Annotated in this window: 18 protein-coding genes; all 18 read left to right on the top strand. The window is 63.2% G+C overall.

Going from position 1 to position 20,109, the window contains the following annotated elements:
* Positions 1–81: 81 nt before the first annotated feature.
* The 18 genes from BDOA9_RS26695 (at position 82) to BDOA9_RS26780 (ending at position 20,109) form a co-directional block, all read left to right on the top strand.
* Positions 82–1,098 carry an SDR family oxidoreductase gene (locus tag BDOA9_RS26695; RefSeq protein WP_025037007.1) on the top strand — a complete coding sequence of 339 codons (1,017 nt, stop codon included), beginning with the start codon at positions 82–84 and terminating at the stop codon, positions 1,096–1,098.
* Positions 1,099–1,200: 102 nt separating this feature from the next.
* The gene (locus BDOA9_RS26700) at positions 1,201–2,766 is read left to right on the top strand and encodes a PfkB family carbohydrate kinase (protein WP_025037008.1); all 1,566 of its coding nucleotides are present in this window, start codon (positions 1,201–1,203) and stop codon (positions 2,764–2,766) included.
* A gap of 29 nt (positions 2,767–2,795) precedes the next feature.
* Entirely contained in the window at positions 2,796–3,797 is a 1,002-nt protein-coding gene (locus tag BDOA9_RS26705) for an NAD-dependent epimerase/dehydratase family protein (RefSeq protein WP_025037009.1), read from the top strand.
* A 5-nt stretch (positions 3,798–3,802) separates the two neighbouring features.
* Positions 3,803–4,414: a hypothetical protein gene (locus BDOA9_RS26710; protein WP_244521529.1), complete on the top strand. Its 612-nt coding sequence runs from the start codon at positions 3,803–3,805 to the stop codon at positions 4,412–4,414.
* Positions 4,411–5,448 carry a phosphotransferase gene (locus BDOA9_RS26715; RefSeq protein WP_042336782.1) on the top strand — a complete coding sequence of 346 codons (1,038 nt, stop codon included), beginning with the start codon at positions 4,411–4,413 and terminating at the stop codon, positions 5,446–5,448. Before BDOA9_RS26710 ends, BDOA9_RS26715 begins: the two co-directional genes overlap by 4 nt.
* The gene (locus BDOA9_RS26720; protein ID WP_025037012.1) at positions 5,423–6,271 is read left to right on the top strand and encodes a transketolase; all 849 of its coding nucleotides are present in this window, start codon (positions 5,423–5,425) and stop codon (positions 6,269–6,271) included. The genes BDOA9_RS26715 and BDOA9_RS26720 overlap by 26 nt, the downstream gene beginning before the upstream one ends.
* A gap of 10 nt (positions 6,272–6,281) precedes the next feature.
* Entirely contained in the window at positions 6,282–7,241 is a 960-nt protein-coding gene (locus BDOA9_RS26725; RefSeq protein ID WP_025037013.1) for a transketolase family protein, read from the top strand.
* Between the two features lie 8 nt (positions 7,242–7,249).
* Complete coding sequence (locus tag BDOA9_RS26730; RefSeq protein ID WP_025037014.1) at positions 7,250–8,356, top strand: DegT/DnrJ/EryC1/StrS family aminotransferase; 1,107 nt, start codon at positions 7,250–7,252, stop codon at positions 8,354–8,356.
* On the top strand, positions 8,346–9,464 hold the full coding sequence (locus tag BDOA9_RS26735; protein ID WP_025037015.1) for a DegT/DnrJ/EryC1/StrS family aminotransferase: 1,119 nt from the start codon (positions 8,346–8,348) through the stop codon (positions 9,462–9,464). The genes BDOA9_RS26730 and BDOA9_RS26735 overlap by 11 nt, the downstream gene beginning before the upstream one ends.
* Positions 9,461–10,267 (top strand): sporadic carbohydrate cluster 2OG-Fe(II) oxygenase, encoded by an 807-nt coding sequence (locus BDOA9_RS26740; protein WP_025037016.1) that lies wholly within the window; start codon positions 9,461–9,463, stop codon positions 10,265–10,267. The genes BDOA9_RS26735 and BDOA9_RS26740 overlap by 4 nt, the downstream gene beginning before the upstream one ends.
* The gene (locus BDOA9_RS26745) at positions 10,260–10,652 is read left to right on the top strand and encodes an LIC12192 family sporadic carbohydrate cluster protein (RefSeq protein WP_025037017.1); all 393 of its coding nucleotides are present in this window, start codon (positions 10,260–10,262) and stop codon (positions 10,650–10,652) included. Before BDOA9_RS26740 ends, BDOA9_RS26745 begins: the two co-directional genes overlap by 8 nt.
* 25 nt (positions 10,653–10,677) lie before the next feature.
* The gene (locus BDOA9_RS26750; protein WP_025037018.1) at positions 10,678–11,343 is read left to right on the top strand and encodes a class I SAM-dependent methyltransferase; all 666 of its coding nucleotides are present in this window, start codon (positions 10,678–10,680) and stop codon (positions 11,341–11,343) included.
* Positions 11,321–11,896: a WbuC family cupin fold metalloprotein gene (locus BDOA9_RS26755; RefSeq protein ID WP_025037019.1), complete on the top strand. Its 576-nt coding sequence runs from the start codon at positions 11,321–11,323 to the stop codon at positions 11,894–11,896. The genes BDOA9_RS26750 and BDOA9_RS26755 overlap by 23 nt, the downstream gene beginning before the upstream one ends.
* A gap of 61 nt (positions 11,897–11,957) precedes the next feature.
* Positions 11,958–12,938 carry a lysylphosphatidylglycerol synthase transmembrane domain-containing protein gene (locus BDOA9_RS26760; protein ID WP_025037020.1) on the top strand — a complete coding sequence of 327 codons (981 nt, stop codon included), beginning with the start codon at positions 11,958–11,960 and terminating at the stop codon, positions 12,936–12,938.
* Positions 12,939–12,965: 27 nt separating this feature from the next.
* A complete protein-coding gene (locus BDOA9_RS26765) occupies positions 12,966–15,233 on the top strand; it encodes a hypothetical protein (protein WP_244521530.1) in 2,268 nt (755 codons plus the stop codon).
* A 48-nt stretch (positions 15,234–15,281) separates the two neighbouring features.
* The gene (locus BDOA9_RS26770; protein WP_025037022.1) at positions 15,282–17,513 is read left to right on the top strand and encodes a hypothetical protein; all 2,232 of its coding nucleotides are present in this window, start codon (positions 15,282–15,284) and stop codon (positions 17,511–17,513) included.
* Between the two features lie 172 nt (positions 17,514–17,685).
* Positions 17,686–18,891 carry a class I SAM-dependent methyltransferase gene (locus tag BDOA9_RS26775; protein WP_025037023.1) on the top strand — a complete coding sequence of 402 codons (1,206 nt, stop codon included), beginning with the start codon at positions 17,686–17,688 and terminating at the stop codon, positions 18,889–18,891.
* A gap of 12 nt (positions 18,892–18,903) precedes the next feature.
* Positions 18,904–20,109, top strand: coding sequence for a class I SAM-dependent methyltransferase (locus BDOA9_RS26780; protein ID WP_025037024.1), 1,206 nt, complete (start codon positions 18,904–18,906; stop codon positions 20,107–20,109).

Raw genomic sequence — 20,109 nt, forward strand, 5'->3', positions numbered from 1 at the left:
GCGGCTGATAGTCGGCTTTTCGGGTTTCACTCAACATTGGCGAGCCTATTTCGCTGGGCATTCGCGTCACGGATGTTCCCCATGAAATGCATCGTTACTGGCGGCGCCGGTTTCATTGGAAGTCACCTCGTCGATCGCCTGCTCGATGACGGCCATGAGGTCATCGCGCTCGATAATTTCGTGATCGGACGCGCCGAAAACCTCGCCGCGCGCGCCGGGTCGAGCCAGTTGAAGGTGGTGCGGGCGGACGTCACCGATCTCGACGCCATCAAGCCGTATTTTCACGGGGTGGATTGGGTCTTCCATCTCGCCGCGCTGGCGGACATCGTTCCCTCGATCGAGTCGCCGATCCCCTATCATCGCGCCAATGTCGACGGCACGGTCAACGTTCTCGAGGCGGCGCGGCACGCGGGCGCCAGCCGCTTCATCTATGCGGCTTCCTCCTCCTGCTACGGCATTCCGGACGTTTATCCGACGCCGGAGAGTGCCGAGATCCGGCCGATGTACCCCTACGCGCTCACCAAGAATCTCGGCGAGCAATGCGTCATGCACTGGTGCCAGGTCTACAAGCTACCCGCCGTGGCGCTGCGCCTGTTCAACGTGTTCGGACCGCGCCATCGCACCACCGGCACCTACGGCGCCGTGTTCGGCGTGTTCATGGCACAGAAGCTCGCGGGCAAGCCCTTCACCGTGGTCGGCGACGGCGAGCAGACGCGCGACTTCACCTTCGTCAGCGACGTCGCCGACGCCTTCGTGACCGCCGCGCGATCCGATGTCTCGCACGAGATCTTCAATGTCGGCTCGGACAACACCTACAGCGTGAACCGCCTGGTCGAGCTCCTCGGCGGCGACAAGGTCCACATTCCCAAGCGTCCCGGCGAGCCCGACTGCACCTATGCCGACATCAGCAAGATCAAGCGCATCCTGAAATGGGCGCCGAAGGTGAAGTTCGAGGACGGCGTCGCGACGATGTTGAAGTCGATGGACCAGTACAAGGACGCTCCGCTCTGGACGGTGGACAAGATCGCCGACGCCACCAAGGACTGGTTCAAATATCTCGGTGACGACGAGGTCACCCCGCAGAAGGCAAGCCGTTGAGCCAATTCGTTCATCCCCCGATTTTGCCGCCAGCCGATCATCTCCGGGCCGGCCAACTGAGACCGACCGGCGCCTTGGGTCATTCAGCCTTGGGTCATTCACATGGGTAATGCTGCGACAGACAGGCCGGCCGGCCATCCGGCACCGCACGAGAAGATCAAGACGATCGAGGAGCTCGGCGAGATTGCGCGCGCCGCACAGGCAAAGGGCCTGACCGTCGCGCTCTGCCACGGCGTGTTCGATCTGGTGCATCTCGGCCACGTCCGGCACATCCTGGCAGCCCGCAACGAGGCCGACGTGGTCGTGGTGACCATCACCGCCGACCGTTACGTCAACAAGGGCCCGGGGCGGCCGATCTTCCCGGAGAACATGCGCGCCGAGATGCTGGCCGCGCTCGGGACGGTCGACTGGGTCGGCATCAATCAGACCTCCAGCGCCGAGCCGGTCCTCGATACCGTGCGCCCCGACATCTACGTGAAGGGCTCGGACTACGAGAATCCCGAGGATGACGTGACCGGCAAGATCGCGGTGGAGCGCGAGGCCGTCGAGCGTCATGGCGGGCGAATCGTCTTCACGCGCGACGTGACGTTCAGCTCGTCGTCGCTGCTGAACCGCTATTTCGACATCTACGATCCCCCCTTGCGCGACTACCTCCAGAAGGTGCGCGACGGCGGCGGCGCCGAACGCCTGCTGAAGCTGATCGACAAGATCCAGGACATGCACGTCGTGCTGGTCGGCGACACCATCATCGACGAATACCAGTACGTCACGGCGCTCGGGAAGGCCTCCAAGGAGAACATCGTCGCGACCCTGCTCAAGAATGGCGAGCAATTCGCCGGCGGTGTCATTGCCGCCGCCAATCACGTCGCGAGCTTCTGCAAGTCCGTCGAGATCGTCACGACGCTGGGCGGCAACGACTACCCCGAAGAGTTCATTCGGGCTCATGTCCGCCCGAACGTCACGCTCACGCCGATCCGCGTTCAGGGCCGTCCGACCACCCGCAAGCTGCGGTACGTCGAGATGGGCTATCTGCACAAGCTGTTCGAAGTCTACACGATGGACGACACGCCGCTCGACGAAGCCGCGCGCACGGAGATCGACCGCGTCACCGCCGAGCGCGTCCGCGGGGCCGACGTCGTCATCGTCACCGATTTCGGTCACGGCATGATCGCATCAAGCACGATCGACACCTTGATCGCGAATTCCAGGTTCCTGGCGGTCAACGCCCAGAGCAACAGCGGCAATCACGGCTACAACCTGATCACGAAGTATCCGCGGGCCGACTACATCTGCATCGACGCACCGGAAGCGCGCCTGGCCGCCACCGACAAGTTCAACGACATCGCATCGGTGATCGAGGACGGCCTGCATCGCAAGATCGATTGCGACAACATGATCATCACGCACGGCTCCTTCGGCTGCTACCCCTTCTCGTCGAAAACCGGCGTTGCGCGCGTCCCCGCTTTTACCAAGACCGTCGTCGACACCGTCGGCGCGGGCGATGCCTTCCTGACGATCACGGCGCCGCTGGTGGCGGCCGGCGGCAACATCGAGGACGTCGCCTTCATCGGCAACGCGGCGGGCGCGATCAAGGTCGGCATCGTCGGTCACCGCAACTCGGTCGAAAAGGCGCCGCTGGTCAAGTTCGTCACCGCGTTGTTGAAATAGCGCAAGAAGAAAAATCCCGGAGAGCGACAGTGATTGGTCAAAAATGGAATGTGATGGTCACCGGTGGCGCCGGCTATGTCGGCAGCGTGCTGGTCCCCCAGCTGCTTGCAGCGGGCCACAAGGTCACGGTGCTCGACTTGTTCATGTATGGCGAGGACGTCTTCAACGCCGTTCGCGACAATCCGAACCTGCGCCTGATCAAGGGCGACATCCGCGATGAGGCCGCAATCAACGAGGCCCTGCGCGGCAACAACGCGGTGATTCACCTCGCCTGCATCTCCAACGATCCCTCGTTCGAGCTGGACCCGGGGCTCGGCAAGTCCATCAACTACGACTGCTTCCGTCCGATGGTGCGCGCCGCGAAGAAGGCGGGCATCAAGCGCTTCATCTATGCCTCCTCGTCGAGCGTCTACGGCATCAAGGACGAGGCCGAGGTGACCGAGGAATTGTCCTGCGAGCCGCTCACCGACTATTCCAAGTTCAAGGCGATGTGCGAGACCGATCTTGCCGAGGAGGCCGCGTCCGGCTTCGTCACCTGCACGGTTCGTCCCGCCACCGTCTGCGGCTACGCTCCGCGGCAGCGGCTCGACGTCGTCGTCAACATCTTGACCAATCTCGCCGTCAACACCGGCCGCATCCGCGTGTTCGGCGGAACGCAGAAGCGGCCCAATCTGCACATCCAGGACATGTCGGCGGCCTATCTGTTCCTGCTGCAGCAGGAGGATGCGAAGATCGACGGCAAGACCTACAACATCGGCTACGAGAACCACTCGCTGATGAAGATCGCCGACATCGTCAAATCGGTGGTCGGAAACAATGTCGAGGTGGCGGTCGAGCCGACCGACGATCTGCGTTCCTACCACGTGTCTTCGGAGAAGATCCGCCGCGAGCTCGGGTTTGCGCCGACGCACACGATCGAGCAGGCCGTGTCCGGCCTCGTCGATGCCTTCAGGTCCGGCCGCCTGCCGAACTCGCTCAACGATCCCAGGTATTTCAACATCAAGATGATGCAGAACATCAGCCTGAAGTGAGCGGCGTGCGGATCGGCATCGATTTCGACAACACGATCATCTGCTACGACAAGGTCTTTGCCGCGGCCGCGCGCCAGCGCGGGCTGGTGCCGGAGGGCTGGGACGGGCTGAAGACCGACGTGCGGGACTATCTGCGCTCCCGCGCCGGCGGCGAGCTTGCCTGGCAGGGGCTGCAAGGCTTCGTCTACGGCAAGGGCATCGGCGGTGCCGAGATCTACCCTGGAGTCCGCGAATTCCTGGTCGCGTGCCGCAAGGCCGGCGCGAGCGTCTATATCGTCAGCCACAAGACGCAGTTCGGCCATCAGGATCCCGATCGGGTCGACCTGCGCGAGGCCGCGCGCGGCTGGCTGAAGAGCGCGCATCTCATCGATATCTCCGACGCGGCGATCTCGGCGGGCAATGTCTATTTCGAGGACACGCTGGCGGCCAAGGTCGAGCGGCTGGCGAGCCTGCAGCTCGACATCTTCATCGACGATCTCGTCGATGTCTTCGAGCAGCCGCATTTTCCAAAGGCGACGCGATCGATCCTGTTCACGCAAGCGCGGCCACCGCATCCGGAGCATTGCGAGCCGCTCGCGACCTGGGCCGATATCCACCGCGGAGTGTTCACGGCATGAGCGAGCCGGACATCAGCGTACAGGATGCGGTCTCGATCGGAAGTCGCCTCTCCGGGGCGCAGGTCGCGGCCGCGCAACCGGCGCGGTCCGGTGGCAACAACCGGGTGTTCCGGCTGGAGATGGCGGACGGTCCGCCCCTCGCCCTCAAGCACTATCCGTCCGACGGACGTGATCGCCTGGGACAGGAGTATGACGCGCTGACGTTTCTCTCGCGCCACAGCATCAATTCGACGCCGCGGCCGATCGCGAAGGATCCGGCGGCGTTCTGCGCACTGTACCAATGGTTCGACGGTGACGCTGCGGTCCTGCATCCGCAGCACGACGATGCCGACCAGCTGGCCGATTTCCTGATCGCGCTACAAAAGCTGCGCGATGCTGAAGGCGCGCAGACTTTGCGGAACGCATCAGCCAGCATCTTTTCGCCCGAGGCGGCCATCGCCCAGTACGAGCAGCGCCTCGACGACCTGAGGCGGGCCTCGGATGATCATCCGGACCTGCGTGCGTTCATGGACGGCAGCCTCGTTCCCACCACGGCCGTCGCAATCCGGCAACTCCGTCGGCGCTATGGGGAACTGGGCCTGGATCCCGCCGCGGACCTTGCGCCCGCCCAACGTGCATTGAGCCCGTCGGATTTCGGTCTGCACAACGCGCTGCGTGCCGGCGACGGCAAATTGCGCTTTATCGACTTCGAGTATTTCGGCTGGGACGACCCGGTCAAGCTCGTGTCCGACACCGCGATTCACCCCGGCAGCGGCCTGCCCGACGCCGACGCGAATCGATTGATCGAGCGGCTCTCCCAGGCCTTCGCGGCTGGGGATGACGCGTTTGCGATCCGCCTTGACGTACTGTATCCTCTGTTCGGGGCGATTTGGTGCCTGATTGTCCTGAATGCCTATTTGCCGGAAAGCCGCTCCCGGCGCGCCCTGGCTGCGCAAGGTGGCGATCTCTCGGTCCGCCTTGCCGGCCAGCTCGACAAAGCCCGCCGGCTCCATCAAACGATTTGCCAACGTGATCCAGATTTCGCCCCACGCTGAAGCCGCCCTCACCTGCACGCTCGACGAGCGCAGCCTGTATTTGCGCCGCCTCGTCCTCGGTTCTGTCCGCTCTGCTGGACGCGGACATGTCGGTCCTGCCCTGTCGCTGATCGAGATGGTCCGCGTGCTCTATGACGACGTGCTGCGGATCGATCCGAGCAATCCGCGCGATCCCAATCGCGACCGCGCCATCCTCAGCAAGGGACACGGTTGTCTGGCGCTCTATGCGCTCTTGGCCGATCGCGGCTTCTTTCCGCTGTCGGAGCTGGACGGCTTTTGCGGCTCCGACAGCATTTTGGGCGGGCATCCCGAATACGGCATGGTGCCGGGGGTCGAGGCGTCGACCGGCGCGCTCGGGCACGGCCTGTCGATCGGTGTCGGGCTCGCGCTCGCCGCGCGCATGCGCGAGCGCAGCTACCGGACCTTCGTGCTGCTCGGTGACGGCGAGATCAACGAGGGATCGGTGTGGGAGGCCGCCATGGGCGCGGCCAAGCACGGCCTCGACAATCTGGTCGCCATGATCGACTACAACAAGCTCCAGAGCTACGGGCCGACCGATTACGTGCTGCCGCTCGAGCCGCTCGCCGACAAGTGGCGCAGCTTCGGCTTCGCGGTGCAGGAGGTCAACGGCCACGACGTCGGCGCGCTGCGCACGGTCCTGAAGCAGGTCCCGGCCGTTGCCGGCAAGCCCACCGCCATCATCTGCCATACCGTCAAGGGCAAGGGTCTTCCGGCTGCGGAATCCAATGCCGATTGGCATCACAAGAACAAGCTGACCGACAGCGAGCTCGACGCCATTCGCGTCGCCGTCGGCGATTTTTGATCGGCTCCCCATGCGCAACACCGCGATGAACATGGTCCACAAGCTCGCCGCGCGCGACGAGCGTGTGCTCTACATCGGCTCCGATCCCGGCGCCGGCACGCTGCGCGCGATGAGCAAGGAGTTTCCCAAGCGCCATCTGATCGAGGGCATTTCGGAAGCCCACATCATCGGCATGTCGGCCGGCCTCGCGATGGAGGGTTTTGTTCCTTACGTGAACACCATCGCGACCTTCCTGACGCGGCGTTGCTACGAGCAGGTCGCCGTCGATCTCTGCCTGCACAATCTTCCGGTGCGGCTGATCGCCAATGGCGGTGGCCTGGTCTACGCGCCGCTCGGTCCCACCCACCAGGCGATCGAGGACATCGCCATCATGCGGGCGCTGCCCAACATGACGGTGATCTGCCCGTGCGACGCCGACGAGGCCGCGCGCATGATGGAGCAGACGCTGGATTGGAAGGGGCCGATCTACATCCGGCTCGGCAAGGGCGGCGATGCCATCGTCTCCAAGGCCGAGCACGGCTTCGAGATCGGCAAGGCCATCCTGATGCGCTCCTCTGGCGACGTCCTCATGGTGACCACCGGCATCATGCTCCAGCGGGCGCTCGCCGCGGCCGACCTGCTGGCCGCGCAAGGCATTCGCGCCGGCATCCTGCACATGCATACCGTGAAGCCGCTCGACACCGCGGCGCTGCTGCAGGCGATCCGCGGCACCAGGCTCCTGGTCACGCTGGAGGAGCACGTGCCCTCCGGCGGGCTCGGCAGCGCCGTTGCCGAGGCGCTGATCGACAAGCTCGGCTCCGGCTTGCCTGCGATGCTGCGGCTGTCGCTGCCGGACCGCTTCATGCACAATTACGGTTCGCAGGACTCGTTGCTGAAGAAGCACGGGCTCTCCGCCAGCGCCATCGCGACCTCGATCGAGCATGCGCTCGCGGCGTCGCACACCCCCTCCCCTCAACTTCATTCCACCTGACGGGTCACATGTACGACGTTCGCTATTCCTATCTGCTCGAGCAATTCGCCGACCCCGCTCCGATCCTCGCCGAGATCGGCCGGCTGGTGGCGACCGGTGACTTCACCCTCGGCAAGCCCGTCGCCGAATTCGAGAAACGCTTTGCCGAATTGATCGGGGTCCGTCACGCCATCGGCGTCGGATCCGGCACCGACGCGCTCAAGCTGCCGCTCAAGGCGCTCGGCATCGGTCATGGCGACGAAGTCATCACCGCCGCCAACACCTTCATCGCCACCGTCGGCGCGATCGCGGAAACCGGCGCGACGCCCGTGCTGGTCGATTGCGACGATTCCTTCTGCATGAACGTCGACCAGGTCGAGGCCGCCATCACCAGAAAGACCAAGGCGATCATGCCGGTGCAGCTCACCGGCGAGGTCACCGACATGGGCAAGCTGATGCCGATCGCGCAGCGCCACAATTTGCCGGTGGTCGAGGACGCCTGCCAGGGCATCCTGTCGGAGTTCGCGGGAAAACGCTCCGGCACCCATGGCATCGCGGCCGGCTTCTCGCTGCATCCGCTCAAGAACCTCAACGTCTGGGGCGATGCCGGCGTCGTCGTCACCAATGACGACGGCATGAACGAGAAGCTCCGCCTGATCCGCAACCACGGCATGAAGAACCGCGACGAGATCGCGATCCTCGGCTGCAACTCGCGGCTCGATTCCTTGCAGGCCGTGGTCGGCAACTGGCTGATCGGCCAGACCAGCGAGATCACGCGGCGCAGGATCGAGAATGCGGCCTATTACGATGCGGGTCTCGCCGGCCTGCCGGGCCTGCGCGTTCCGCCGCGCCGTCCCAACGTGAAGCACGTCTACCATCTCTACATGGTGTTCGCCGAACGCCGCGACGAGCTCTACAAGTACTGCCTGGACAACGGCATCGAAGCCAAGATCCACTATCCAATCCCGCTGTATCAGCAGGAAGGCCTGAAGCATCTCGGCTATGCGCCGGGCACGTTCCCGGTCACCGACCGCCACGCCAAGGAAGTCATCAGCTTCCCGGTCGACCAGCACCTGACGCGTGCCCAGCAGGACCGCGTCATCGAGACCGTCAGGACGTTCTGCCATGGACGCTGACACCGGCCGCCGGCGCATCGGTTACGTCAATCTTCCCGCGCAGTTCGAGGAAGAGCGTGCGGAAATCCTGCAGGCGGTCGAGGGCGTGTTCCAGCGCGGCGACTTCATCGGGGGCGCAGCGGTCGGGAAGCTCGAGGAGGAATTGTCCGCCTATCTCGGCTCACCGCATGTGGTGACGCTGAATTCCGGCACCGACGCGCTGATCCTCGCCATGCGGGCGCTCGACATCGGCCCCGGCGACGAGGTGATCACGCCGCCGAATTCGTTCGTGGCATCGACCGCCGCGATCATCGCGGTCGGCGCCACGCCGGTGTTCGCCGACGTGCTACCGGACCAGAACATCGATCCGGCCGCAGTCGAGGCCGCCGTCACGCCGCGCACCAAGGCGATCATGCCGGTGCATCTGACCGGACGCATGGCCGACATGGCTCCGCTGATGGCAATCGCGGCCAAGCACGCGCTCGCCGTGATCGAGGATAGCGCCCAGGCGGTCGGCTCGACCTATGACGGCCGGATGAGCGGCACCATCGGCACGTTCGGCTGCTTCTCCGCCCACCCCTTGAAGAATCTCAATGCCGCCGGCGATGCCGGTTTCCTCGTCACGGCCGACGCCGAGCTTGCCGCAAGAATCCGCCGGCTCCGCAATCACGGCCTGATCAACCGCAGCGACGTCCAGGAATGGGGGATCGTGTCGCGGCTCGACACGCTGCAGGCCGAGGTGCTGCGCATCCGCCTGCGTCACCTTCCTTCCGTGATCGAACGCCGGCGGCGCAACGCCGCGCAATACCGCGCCGAGCTCGCCGGCCTGCCCCTGTTCATTCCGCCCTGCCGGAACATCGAGTTCAACACCTTCCACACTTTCGTGGTGCAGACCGAGCGTCGCAACGACTTCCAGAAATATCTTGCCGACAAGGGTGTCGAGACCGCGATCCATTATCCGGTCCCGATCCACCTGCAGCCGGCAGCGACCCATCTGGGCCATGGCCGCGGCGCGTTCCCGGTGACGGAACGGCAGGCGGACCAGATCCTCACGCTCCCCATCAACCAGTTCCTGTCGGCCGCCGACATCAGCTATATTTGCGCGACCGCCCGGGAGTATTTTGCATGACGGACACGGACTTCCTGCACGCCGACGAGCAGGCGCTGGCGCAACGCTTCATCGACGATGGCTTCGTCACCACCCCGGCCGACGATCGCGCCGGGCTCGACCGGATCCAGCGCCGCGCCGCCGAGCTCGCGGCGGACTATCTGAAGCTGCCGCACAGCAACGATCCCTACGCGATGCTGGACACGATCCACACGCGGGTGAGCGTGGATGACCTCAACGGATTGCGGCTGCACGTCTTCAACGGCCTCAACGCCGAGCCCTGGTTCCGGCCGACCTATTTCCGCCTGGCGCGCTCGACGATCGAGACCATCGTCGGCAACGAGCTCTGCATGCAGCGCCGCGTCAATCTCAGCATCCAGCTTCCCGGCGACAGCTCCTCGCTGCTCGCCACCCATTCCGACGTCTGGTCGGGCGACTCGCCATTCGAGGTCGTGGTGTGGGTGCCGCTGGTCGACGTCCACCGCACCAAGTCGATGTATCTGCTGCCGCCGTCCCTGAACGGCGAGATGCAGGACCGCATGGCGGCCTTGCGCAGCGCCGAGGAGCTGTACAAGACCATCAAGCCGCACGCGACCTTCATCGAGATCCCCTACGGTCACGTCATGCTGTTCAACCAGACCCTGATGCACGGCAATCGCGTCAACGAGGAAGCCGGCACGCGCTGGAGCATGAACTGCCGCTTCAAGAGCATCATGTCGCCCTATGCGGACAAGCGCTTCGGCGAGTTCTTCGAGCCGATCCTGCTGCGCCCGGCAACCCGGGTCGGCATGCAGTACAAGCTGCCGGGAGGCTTTCATGGCTGAGCGGGCCGGACATCGCGGCTATATCGGCGTCAGGCCGTTGAACGGCAGCCGCACCCCGCAGCACGTCCAGAACATCGTGATCCGTGACTATGCGCGGCGCAAGAACCTGCACTACCTGCTGAGCGCCGCCGAGCACACCATGCCCGGCAGCTACATGGTGCTGGAAGACATCCTGGACGAGCTGCCGCAGCTGCGTGGGCTCATTCTCTACAGCATCTTCATGCTGCCGCCCGACGAGGCACGGCGGCGGCAGATCTACGACCGCGTGCTGCGCGAGGGCTGCGACCTTCACGCCGCGGTCGAGGAGATCACGCTGTCGTCGCAGAAGGACATCCAGGCCATCGAGGACATCCTGCTCGTCAACAAGTTCGCGACCATCCTGTGACGATGCCGCGGACCGGTTGGCCCCCATGACCGAGATCAACCTGCTCCAGCCGATGCACGCATCGACGAGGCGGGACTACGTCCAGCGCGTGGTCGAGCACGACAAGGCGGAATCCGCCACGGTGGCGCGGCAATGGGGACGCGACTATTGGGACGGCGACCGGCGCTACGGCTACGGCGGCTATCGCTACGATGGGCGGTGGCGCCCGCTGGCCCAGACCCTGATCGATCGCTACGGCATCAAGCCGGGCATGAGCGTGCTCGACGTCGGCTGCGGCAAGGGCTACCTGCTCTACGAGTTCACCCAGCTGGTCCCCGACCTCAGGATCGCCGGCATCGACATCTCCGAATATGGCATCGCCAATGCCAAGGAGGAGGTGCGGCCGCATCTGAAGGTCGGCAGCGCCGTCGCTCTCCCCTACCCCGACCACAGCTTCGATCTCGTGGTCTCGCTCGGCGTATTGCACAACCTTCCGCTCGAGGACGTGTTCCGCGCGGTGCCCGAGATCGAGCGCGTCGGACGCGGCGCCTCGAAATATCTGATGGTCGAATCCTTCCGCAACGAGCGCGAGAAGGCCAATCTGCTTTACTGGCAGCTCACCTGCCTGAGCTTCCACGGCCCGCAGACGTGGGCCTGGATCTACGACAAATGCGGGTATCGGGGCGACCATGGGTTCATCTTCTTCGAATGAAGCAGGCCGGCGCCGGCCGACCTCGCTGCGCGCGCAAAATCCGGAAGTGTACTATTCGGACGATGCCATCGTCACCGCGGACGATGCCACGATCGCGGAGCTGAAGCGCATCGCCGCCGGCAACCCGCGCCTGCGCAGCCGGCTGTGCACGCATCCCGATCCCGCATCAAGCCTGCACGAGATGCTGATCGTGCATCATCGCGAGGCCTATGTGCGGCCGCACAAGCACCTCGGCAAACCTGAATCGTTCCACGTGATCGAGGGCACCGCGCAGGTCGTGATCTTCGAGGATGACGGCCGCATTCGCGAAGTGCTCGAGATGGCGCCGTACGGTCAGGGCAAGCGCTGCTACTACCGCATGCCCGAAAAGGTCTTCCACTCGATCCTGATCACCTCGGAATGGCTGGTGTTCCACGAAACCACTGCCGGCCCGTTCGATCCCTCCCGCACGGCGTTTCCCGACTGGGCGCCTGACGGCAGCGATGCCGCCGCGGTGCAGGACTACGTCACGAGAACCGGTGCGCTCGCCGCGGAGCATCTGGCGAAACAATAGATTCCGACCACTTTCGCCGCTCGACGAGCGCGCCGTGAATGACAGAGGACGACACCAGCCGATGAAGCGGCCTGCAAAAGCACTGGTGACGACGGCCAAGTTCGCCGTTTCGATCGGTATCCTCGTGTTGTTGCTGCGGGCCCAGGATTTGTCGTCCCTGAAGGCCGATCTTCTCGCCGTCAGATTGGACATGCTGGCGCTTGCCGTGCTGCTGCTGTTTGCTCAGACCATCGTGCTCTGCCACCGCTGGATCCTGATACTCCGCGCCATGAACGTGTCGCTCGAGTGGATGGCAGGCTGGAGGATTCTCATGGTCAGCACCTTTTTCAATCAGGTGCTGCCCGCGGGCGGTGATGCCGTCCGCATCTGGATGCTGCGGCGGCGTGGCGTGCAATGGTCGCCAACCATCAGCAGCATCGTGGCCGATCGCTTTCTGGCGCTGCTTGCCCTCGGTCTCATCGTGCTGGCGGGAATGCCACTTCTGCTGCCTCGCGTCCGCGACAACTCGCTCCTTTTCGCGATCCTGGCCGTTCTGGCGGCAGCTTGTCTCGGCGCAATCGCTCTGGTGACGCTCGATCGGTGGCCACCGCGCTTGATCGCGGCCGTGCCGGCCAAGGTCGTGCAATTCGCGATGCTCGTCAGGGCGCCGTTGCTGGCACCCGAGGGGCGAGCCATGTTGATCGCGTCAGCCATCGTCGTCCACCTGATCACCGTCGCGACCTGCTATGTCCTCGCCATCGGATTGGACGCGCCTCTCTCCGCGCTCGACGCCTTCGTGCTTGTCCCACTCGTCATCCTGTCATCCGCGGTCCCCATCTCGATCGGAGGCTGGGGCGTGCGCGAAGGCGCGATGGTCGCTGCGCTTGGTCTGGCCGGAATCGCGTCCGACAAGGCGCTTGCAGTATCGGTTTTACTGGGTCTTGGCGGCCTGATCGTCGGCCTGTTCGGCGGACTGGTTTGGCTGATCGCGCCGGAGCGCGCCAGCTTCAACGCCGACCGGGCGCGGGCCATCGCCGAACGAACTGATGTCGCGCCGGTCTAGATGAGTAACCCCGGACAAGATCAAACGATGATGGCTGGCGCGGTGCGTTTGCGTGCCATCATCGAGACGTGGTGGCCGCGCGTCCTAGCCTTGGTGCCCGCAGTACTTTCCATATGGTTTGTGAACCGAACCGGCACCTACCGTACCCTGTTGTTCGACGGTGGCTGGACGACACGATTTTATGTCCTCGCCTGGATCGTTCTGACGCCTTATCTCGGCTGGCTCATCATGGCGACCGGACGTGTGACGTTCTCGCTCATCAAGCACGAGGCCACTCAGCGCGTCGACGAGTTCTTTGTCGGCGCGGCCACGCTCATCCTGACGGGATTTGGACTCGGCGCTCTTTCCATCCTGTACCCGCAAATCGTTCTCGGATTTGCGACCGCGGTTCTGCTATGGGATAGCCGCGACTTGAGGAAGCCGCGGAAACTCGCGGTGACTTTGCCGCTGGTCGCAACATCGTTGCTGGGTCTTTGGCTGCTGGCAACGGTGTTCCTCGATCGCGCTGTCATACCTGACGTCGTTTCGACCGACGTTCAGCAGCTTTACGCTCCTTATCTTGCAGAGGTCGCGAGAAATCACAGCATCTGGCTCGCAGCCGACAATCCCATCTTTTCCGACTTCGAGATCGGCCACGGAAATGGGCTGCATCTGATCATGGCGACGTTTCTGCCGCCCCATGTCGCCCAGATCATTTCGTTTCTCTACTTCGTCGGCATCGGTGCGGTCATTTTCGAGCTCGCCCGCACGCTGGTACCCTTGCGCACACTTGGGCGACGATGGGAAGACGCGGCGCCCTCGATTGCGCTCGGCTTTGCGATTCTCGCTCTCGCGTCAGACCCCGGCCCCCAGATCATGGAGTTCGGAAAGTACCATCTCCAAACTGCAGCGTTCCTTCTCTATTTTCTGCTGATCGTTGTTCGACCTTCCAAAGGGCAGGACAAGCTGTCCGCCAGCCTCTGCGGCCTTGCTCTCGCCGCCTCCTATCCATTGTTCGCAGCGTTTGCCTTTCTAATATCCGGCGTGGGAGTGCTCACCAAAGCGCTTCAACGAGATTGGCGAGGGCTCGCTACGAGCGTGGCGCTAGGGTCGGGCGCGGTGGCGGGCTGCATGGTCGCCTTTGGAGTCAACTATCTCTATCTGGGAATTCCGGCGACCAATCCCTATTCAATCTTCCGGCACGTCGTATCGGTTGACCGTTTTTCGCACTTCGGCAGCCTCGATATTCTCGATTATTTTGTGGTGGCCCAATCAATCGGCGTGAGCGACTTTTCCATTGAAGGAGGACTGCTCGTCGCGTTCAGGCAGATGAAGGCGATTATTCGCAGCGCAGCCCTTCTCGCCATGACATGTTGCGTTGTCGCTTTCCTGGACTCGAAGCTGTTTCCCAATCGTTCCGGTCACCCAAAATCATGGCCGCCGCTCAACGTAGCGGCACCGTTCATCCTCATCGCCTATCTCGTCACCGTCCGATCTCTCGACGCAACGTTGAAAATTCCGAGTCTGATAAGACTATCCATTCATGTCCACGCCCTGACCCCCGTTGTGGTCATCGCGATCGCTTTTGCGGGACTGACAATCGTGTGGCGGTTGGCACCGACTTGGTTCACCGGTCGTACCGCTCCGCATCTGGCGTTTTTGGCGCTCTTTTTCCTTTGCGCGTCGACGGTGTATTGGTTTCCTTGGCAAAGCTTCAAGAGCGACGGTGCCGTCCGTTTCGTGACAGGACGTCCCCTCAATCAAATGCCTCGCGTCAGCCTGAACTGGCAGCGCTGTGACGAGTTGCAGCAATCGACGGGTTCTGAGCGTATTCTACCCCTCAACGGCTATCGCGCGATGGTGCCCTGCTATTTCTCGCCCCTCCTGACGCGAGGCAAGATCATTCATACCTATCAGAGCGATGTCGCCCGCGATTTCAAGAAGATCGCGCTGGGGACCGCCGAGACGGCAGAAGCCGCGCTTCGCGCGTTGGGAGTTGATCTTTTTTATGTCCAGAAGGAGAACTGCGATTTTTGGCTCAATGGGTTCTCCGACCTTTTTCAGAAAGACGAGTTGGCGAGGCGTTTTGCCGTTCGCGCCGACACGCCCGACTACTGGCTATTGTCATGGAAGAATGGCGATCAGGCGCTGAGTCCGGAGGCTGAGGCCGAAATCTCGGCACTCAGGACGAGATCAAAAGAAATATACCGGGAGGCTTACGGTGTGGAGCCATTTGAGGTGGTCAAGCACCGCCTGTCATTGGACGGCAAGCGTACCAATCCCGAGCGTCTCGATCAGTTATCCAAATGCCGCTGAGGTGTTGCCGATTTGACAACGGAAAGCGATCCTCCGCGGAAACTCCACATGCGCTTCGCTAAACGCTGGTCTTGGAGCAACACACGTTGGGACGCCGGCGCGCGCGCCGGCTTGATGACAGCTCCATTCCTCGTTGCGGCGCTGGGCTTGCTGGTGAAGGTTCCTCCCGACGTCCAGTTCTTCAGCGGCGGCCCCTTGGTCCTCTGGAACAGCCTATGTCTAGCTGTCCTCGCTCCCTACGTGGGTGTTGCGTTTGTCGGAATGGGGGCCCTGCTCGTTTACCCGCCCGACGAAGGTAACGACCTCGATGCGGCTGATCTGCTGGTACTGCAGTTCTTCGGCGGCGCTGCTCTGTGCGTCCTGATCGGCGTTTGCCTCGGTGCGGCGGGATTGCTGTTCCCGTGGATCACCATCCCATTCTTGACGGGCATCGTCGCCTGGCAGCTTGCACATCCATCGCGCGGCCGTTGGATACCATCTACGGCAGCCGAGTGGCTGCTGGTCGGACTGATCGGTTTATCGGCTATTGTGCTTCTGCTCATGAAGGGCGTCGTGCTCGACGCGACCCGCGGCGATATCCCGCAACTTTATCTTCCGCTTCTAGCCGACCTGCAGAATCGCCACACCCTCTGGCTCGATCCCGAACAGCCAAAGCTATTCTGGTTCTTGCTCGGCCGCGGCCACGGAGCCGACATGTTGCTTGTGAGCTTCGGTGGCCCGATGGCTCATCAAATCCTCTCCGTCGTTTATTTGCTGTCAATCACGGCGTTGGTCCATCGCGTCGCCGCTCGGCTGACGACGGGCTGGATATTGCCGGGCTGCGCGGCGCTGATCGCAATGTGGTCGAGCTTTATCGGCGTGGAAACCGGACGCTTTCACTACGAGACGGGCGCCCTCCTCCTGTTCGTGTGTTGGGCTGGGCTGCTCTATGCCACGACAAACGCCCGTGTGGTCTTCCGCGCCTTGGTGCCGGCCGTGATGTCCATCGCGATCATGGTTCCCCAGGCAGCTATCATCGCTGCGGCATTCTTGATGGCGGGGGCAGCAGCCGGCTGGTTAGCTCATGGCCCACGCGGCATCGTGCGGCCGCTGGGAGTTGCCGCAATCGGTGTTGTCACGGCAGCTCTTAGCCTTCTGGTCAACCAGATCTATCTCGGCATCGCCGAGGTCAATCCGATCGGCGTCTTCATGCCGCTCATGAACGTGGAGCGCTTTCGTCAGATCTCGAGTTTGGATCTCATGGTCTACGTGAACAACGCGCAAGGCATCAAGTATGCGGGATTCTCGATACGCGACATCGTGGCCGCTGCGGAACGCTTCCAGGCGGTGCTATCGAGCCTTTTCCTTGCGGGCAATTTTTGGACGTACCCGGCTTTCATTGTCGCATGCGCCGCTGTGCTCGACGTACGGCGCCCCCGGGACACGGGCCCTTTCATCGCAGGTCTCGGTCTAGCCCTGCTCGCCATAATTTCTCTCATCACTCTCACTTCACATGGAAGCCTGGAGCGCATGCTGGCCTTTCGATCGGTCGCGACTCCGCTCATTGCCGTTTCACTGATAGTGGCTCTTGCCGACATCTTTCGGCGACACAAATTGCAAGACCGTTTTGCCTCCCTGCCTTCGGCGATCGTTGCAATCGCTTTGGCGGCCCTCGTCGCAACGGTGGTTGCAAGGTCGCAGGGCGAGATAACTCGGGGGCGCCTGGAGGGTGCTCTGGCGTTTGTCACCGGGCGCATCGGGCTGGTAGGCACCTCGCCGTCATTTGACGATCTAGACCCGCGTCGCTGCGGGGAGGTTTCGCGCCACGTCCCGTCCGGCTGGCGCATCCTGCCCGTCAATTCCGCCTTGCGCTTTCTCCCGACCTGCGCCGAATCCCCTCTCCTGCCATCCGGTCGGGTGATCGATACTCTGCACCCGGCGTTCCTGCCCGACTATGGAGATGTTCTGCTCGGGCCAACCCAAATCAGCATTGCGGCTTTGCGCCGGCACGATGTGAACGCCTTTTACATCGAGCGCGATAGGTTGGACTTTTGGGCGCAGGGGCAAAGCCCGCTTTTTGATTCAGATAGCATCCAGCGCAATCTGGATGTGCTCCACGTCGGAGCCGATTACATATTGCTGACGTGGAAGGGTCTTGGCGTCCAGATCAGCGACACGCAGGTTGCAGCGATCACCGAGCTACGGAACCGCAGCCGCGTGACGGAAGGAAGCAAGGATTATTGGGCTGGTATCGCAGCACTCGCCACATGGCGATCCCGGCAAGACTCGATCCGGAAGTGAGCCGACGCTGTTCTCGCAAGCCCCTCTGCAATGCCCGCAGACGGTGTGCAACCCAACTTATCAATTGAGGTACAAGCTGGGGCCCTATATAGCCCTATATTGACTACCAGCCGCGGGCCGTAGTCGCCCGATACGCCGATTTCAGACCCGCTCCTTCCAAAGAGTTGAAGCCGTGACCGACCATTGCCGCCTCTGCCATTCGACCGACCTGCGACCGGTCATCGACCTCGGCCCGATGCCGATTGCGCATCGACTTCGGCACAGCCGAAACGAGCAGGAGGAACGCTATCCGTTCGAGGTGCTGGCGTGCGGCGCGTGCGGCCTGCCGCAGATCGTCAAGCCGATCGATCCAGACATCCTGTACCGGCAGTTCAATTACAATTTCAGCAGCTGGAAGCCGGAGCCGCACCAGGTCGACGAGCTCGACACCATCGCGAAATTCTCGAAGCATCAGTCCGTGTTCGAGATCGGATGCAACGACGGCCTGTTCATGGACAGGCTGCGCGAGCGCGGCGCGAAGGTCCTGGTGGGCGTGGAGCCCAACCCGGTGTCGGGCAAGATCGCCCGCGAGCGCGGCATCAAGGTCTATGCCGACATGCTCAGCCCGGAGATGGCCCACGACGCGGTCGCTCAATCCGGCAAGTTCGACCTCGTCGTCTCGCGCCAAGTACTCGAGCACATCGTCGATTTCGAGAATTTCTTCGCTTGCGTGAAGATCGCGCTCAAGGACGACGGGCTGCTGTTCATCGACGTGCCCGACTTTGATCCCGGTTCGACGGCGGGCGACCTCTCCGTCCTGTGGGAGGAGCACGTCAGCTACTTCACCGAACCGACCCTGCTGGCGCTGCTGGCCCGCCACGGCTTCGAGGCGGTCTCCGTCAAAAAGTACAATTTCAGCGGCGGCAGCCTCGCGGTCGCCGCCCGTCTTGCAACTCGTGACGTGACGCCGCCGCCTGCGCCCTCCGGGGTCGGTGAGAAATTCGGTCAGCGCGCAAGGGAGTACGGCGCGCGCCTGCGGCCGGTCCTCGCCAAGGCCCGTGCGAGCGGCGCCGAGATCGCCATCTACGGCGCGGGCTGCCGCGCCTGCACCTTCACCAACGCGCATGAGCTGGCGGATCTCGTCGACCTCTCGGTCGACGACCAGAAGGAGCGTCAGGGGCTGTTCCTGCCCGGCACCGGCATTCCGATCCGCTCGCCCGACGAACTCGCCGACAAGTCGGGCCCGCTCGTCTGCCTCCTCGCCGTGAACCAGGAGAACGAAGCCAAGGTCAGCAGCCGGCTGCGCGAGAGCGTGAAGCGGCCGCTGCACATCGTTTCGATCTTCGCCCCCTCCGACATCTGGAGCGAGCTCGACCGGCTCGAGGCGGCCTTGGGTTAGGGACGCAGCGGCATGGCTGAGGAGAAGCTCTTCAATTACTACGAACGTCAGGACGTCCTGCCGACGTTCGGGAATTTCAAATCGGCCGCCGAACTCGACGCCTATGCCAGCCAGCGGCGCGAGCTGTTTTCAGACAAGCTCGTGCTGCCGCCGCGGCTGTTCCGCGATGCGGAGGTGCTCGAATTCGGTCCTGATTCCGGCGAGAACGCCCTGGTGTTCGCCGGCTGGGGCGCGAACATGACGCTCGCAGAACCGAACCGGCATGCGCATCCGAAAATTGAGGCCTATTTCGCGCATTTTGGCCTGACCGAGCGTCTGCGCGAACTCGCATTGGCCGACGTCGAAGGATTTCGCAGCGAGCGCCGCTACGACATCATCGATGCCGAAGGCTTCATTTACACCGTGCAGCCGACCGAAAATTGGCTCGGCATCTTCCACCGGCTGCTGAATCCCGACGGTTTCGCCGTCGTGTCCTATTACGAGCGCTATGGCGGCTTCTTCGAGCTCGCGCTCAAGGCGATCCATGCGGCCGGCAAGGCATTGTCCGGCCGTTCTGCGCTCGAAACGGCAAGGACGCTGTTCGACGCGAAATGGAACAGCATTCCGCACACCCGCAGCTTCGAATCCTGGCTGATGGACGTGCTCGAAAATCCGTTCGTCCGGCATCGGTACTTCCTCGACGCAGCGGCCTTGTGCACGGCGGCGCATGAACAGGGATTCGACATCCATTCGGCGTGGCCGGCCTATCGCGACAGCCTGGACGTCTACTGGCACAAGAAGATGTTGCCCGACGACGAGAAGCTGCGGCGCGCGACGCGCCATCTCGACCGCAGCCGCCTCAGCTTCCTCGGCGGACGCAAGCTCTACCTGGTCGGCAAGGCCGATGCCGTGACGGCGATCTCGGCATCGATCGAGACGCTGGTTCTCGACGTCGACGCGATGATCGACGATCCGTTCGGCGAGAGCCTGCCGCGCGTGATCGCGAGCCTCGCATCCTTGCGCGAGGCGATCCGGACGACGGACATTCTCGCCGACGATGCTTCCGACATCGAAACCATCGTCGCCACGCTCGACAGCTTCCATCGCATCTTCGGCGCGATCGGGCGACGGGATGCGTCGGCGGTCGCCGCCCTCACCCGGACTGATCCGGCGTTCATCAACATCTGGGGACAGCCGGCGCATTTCCTCGTCATCCGGAAGCGCTTAAAGGGTTCATAG

The organism is Bradyrhizobium sp. DOA9 (assembly GCF_000617845.2).
Lineage (GTDB): Bacteria > Pseudomonadota > Alphaproteobacteria > Rhizobiales > Xanthobacteraceae > Bradyrhizobium.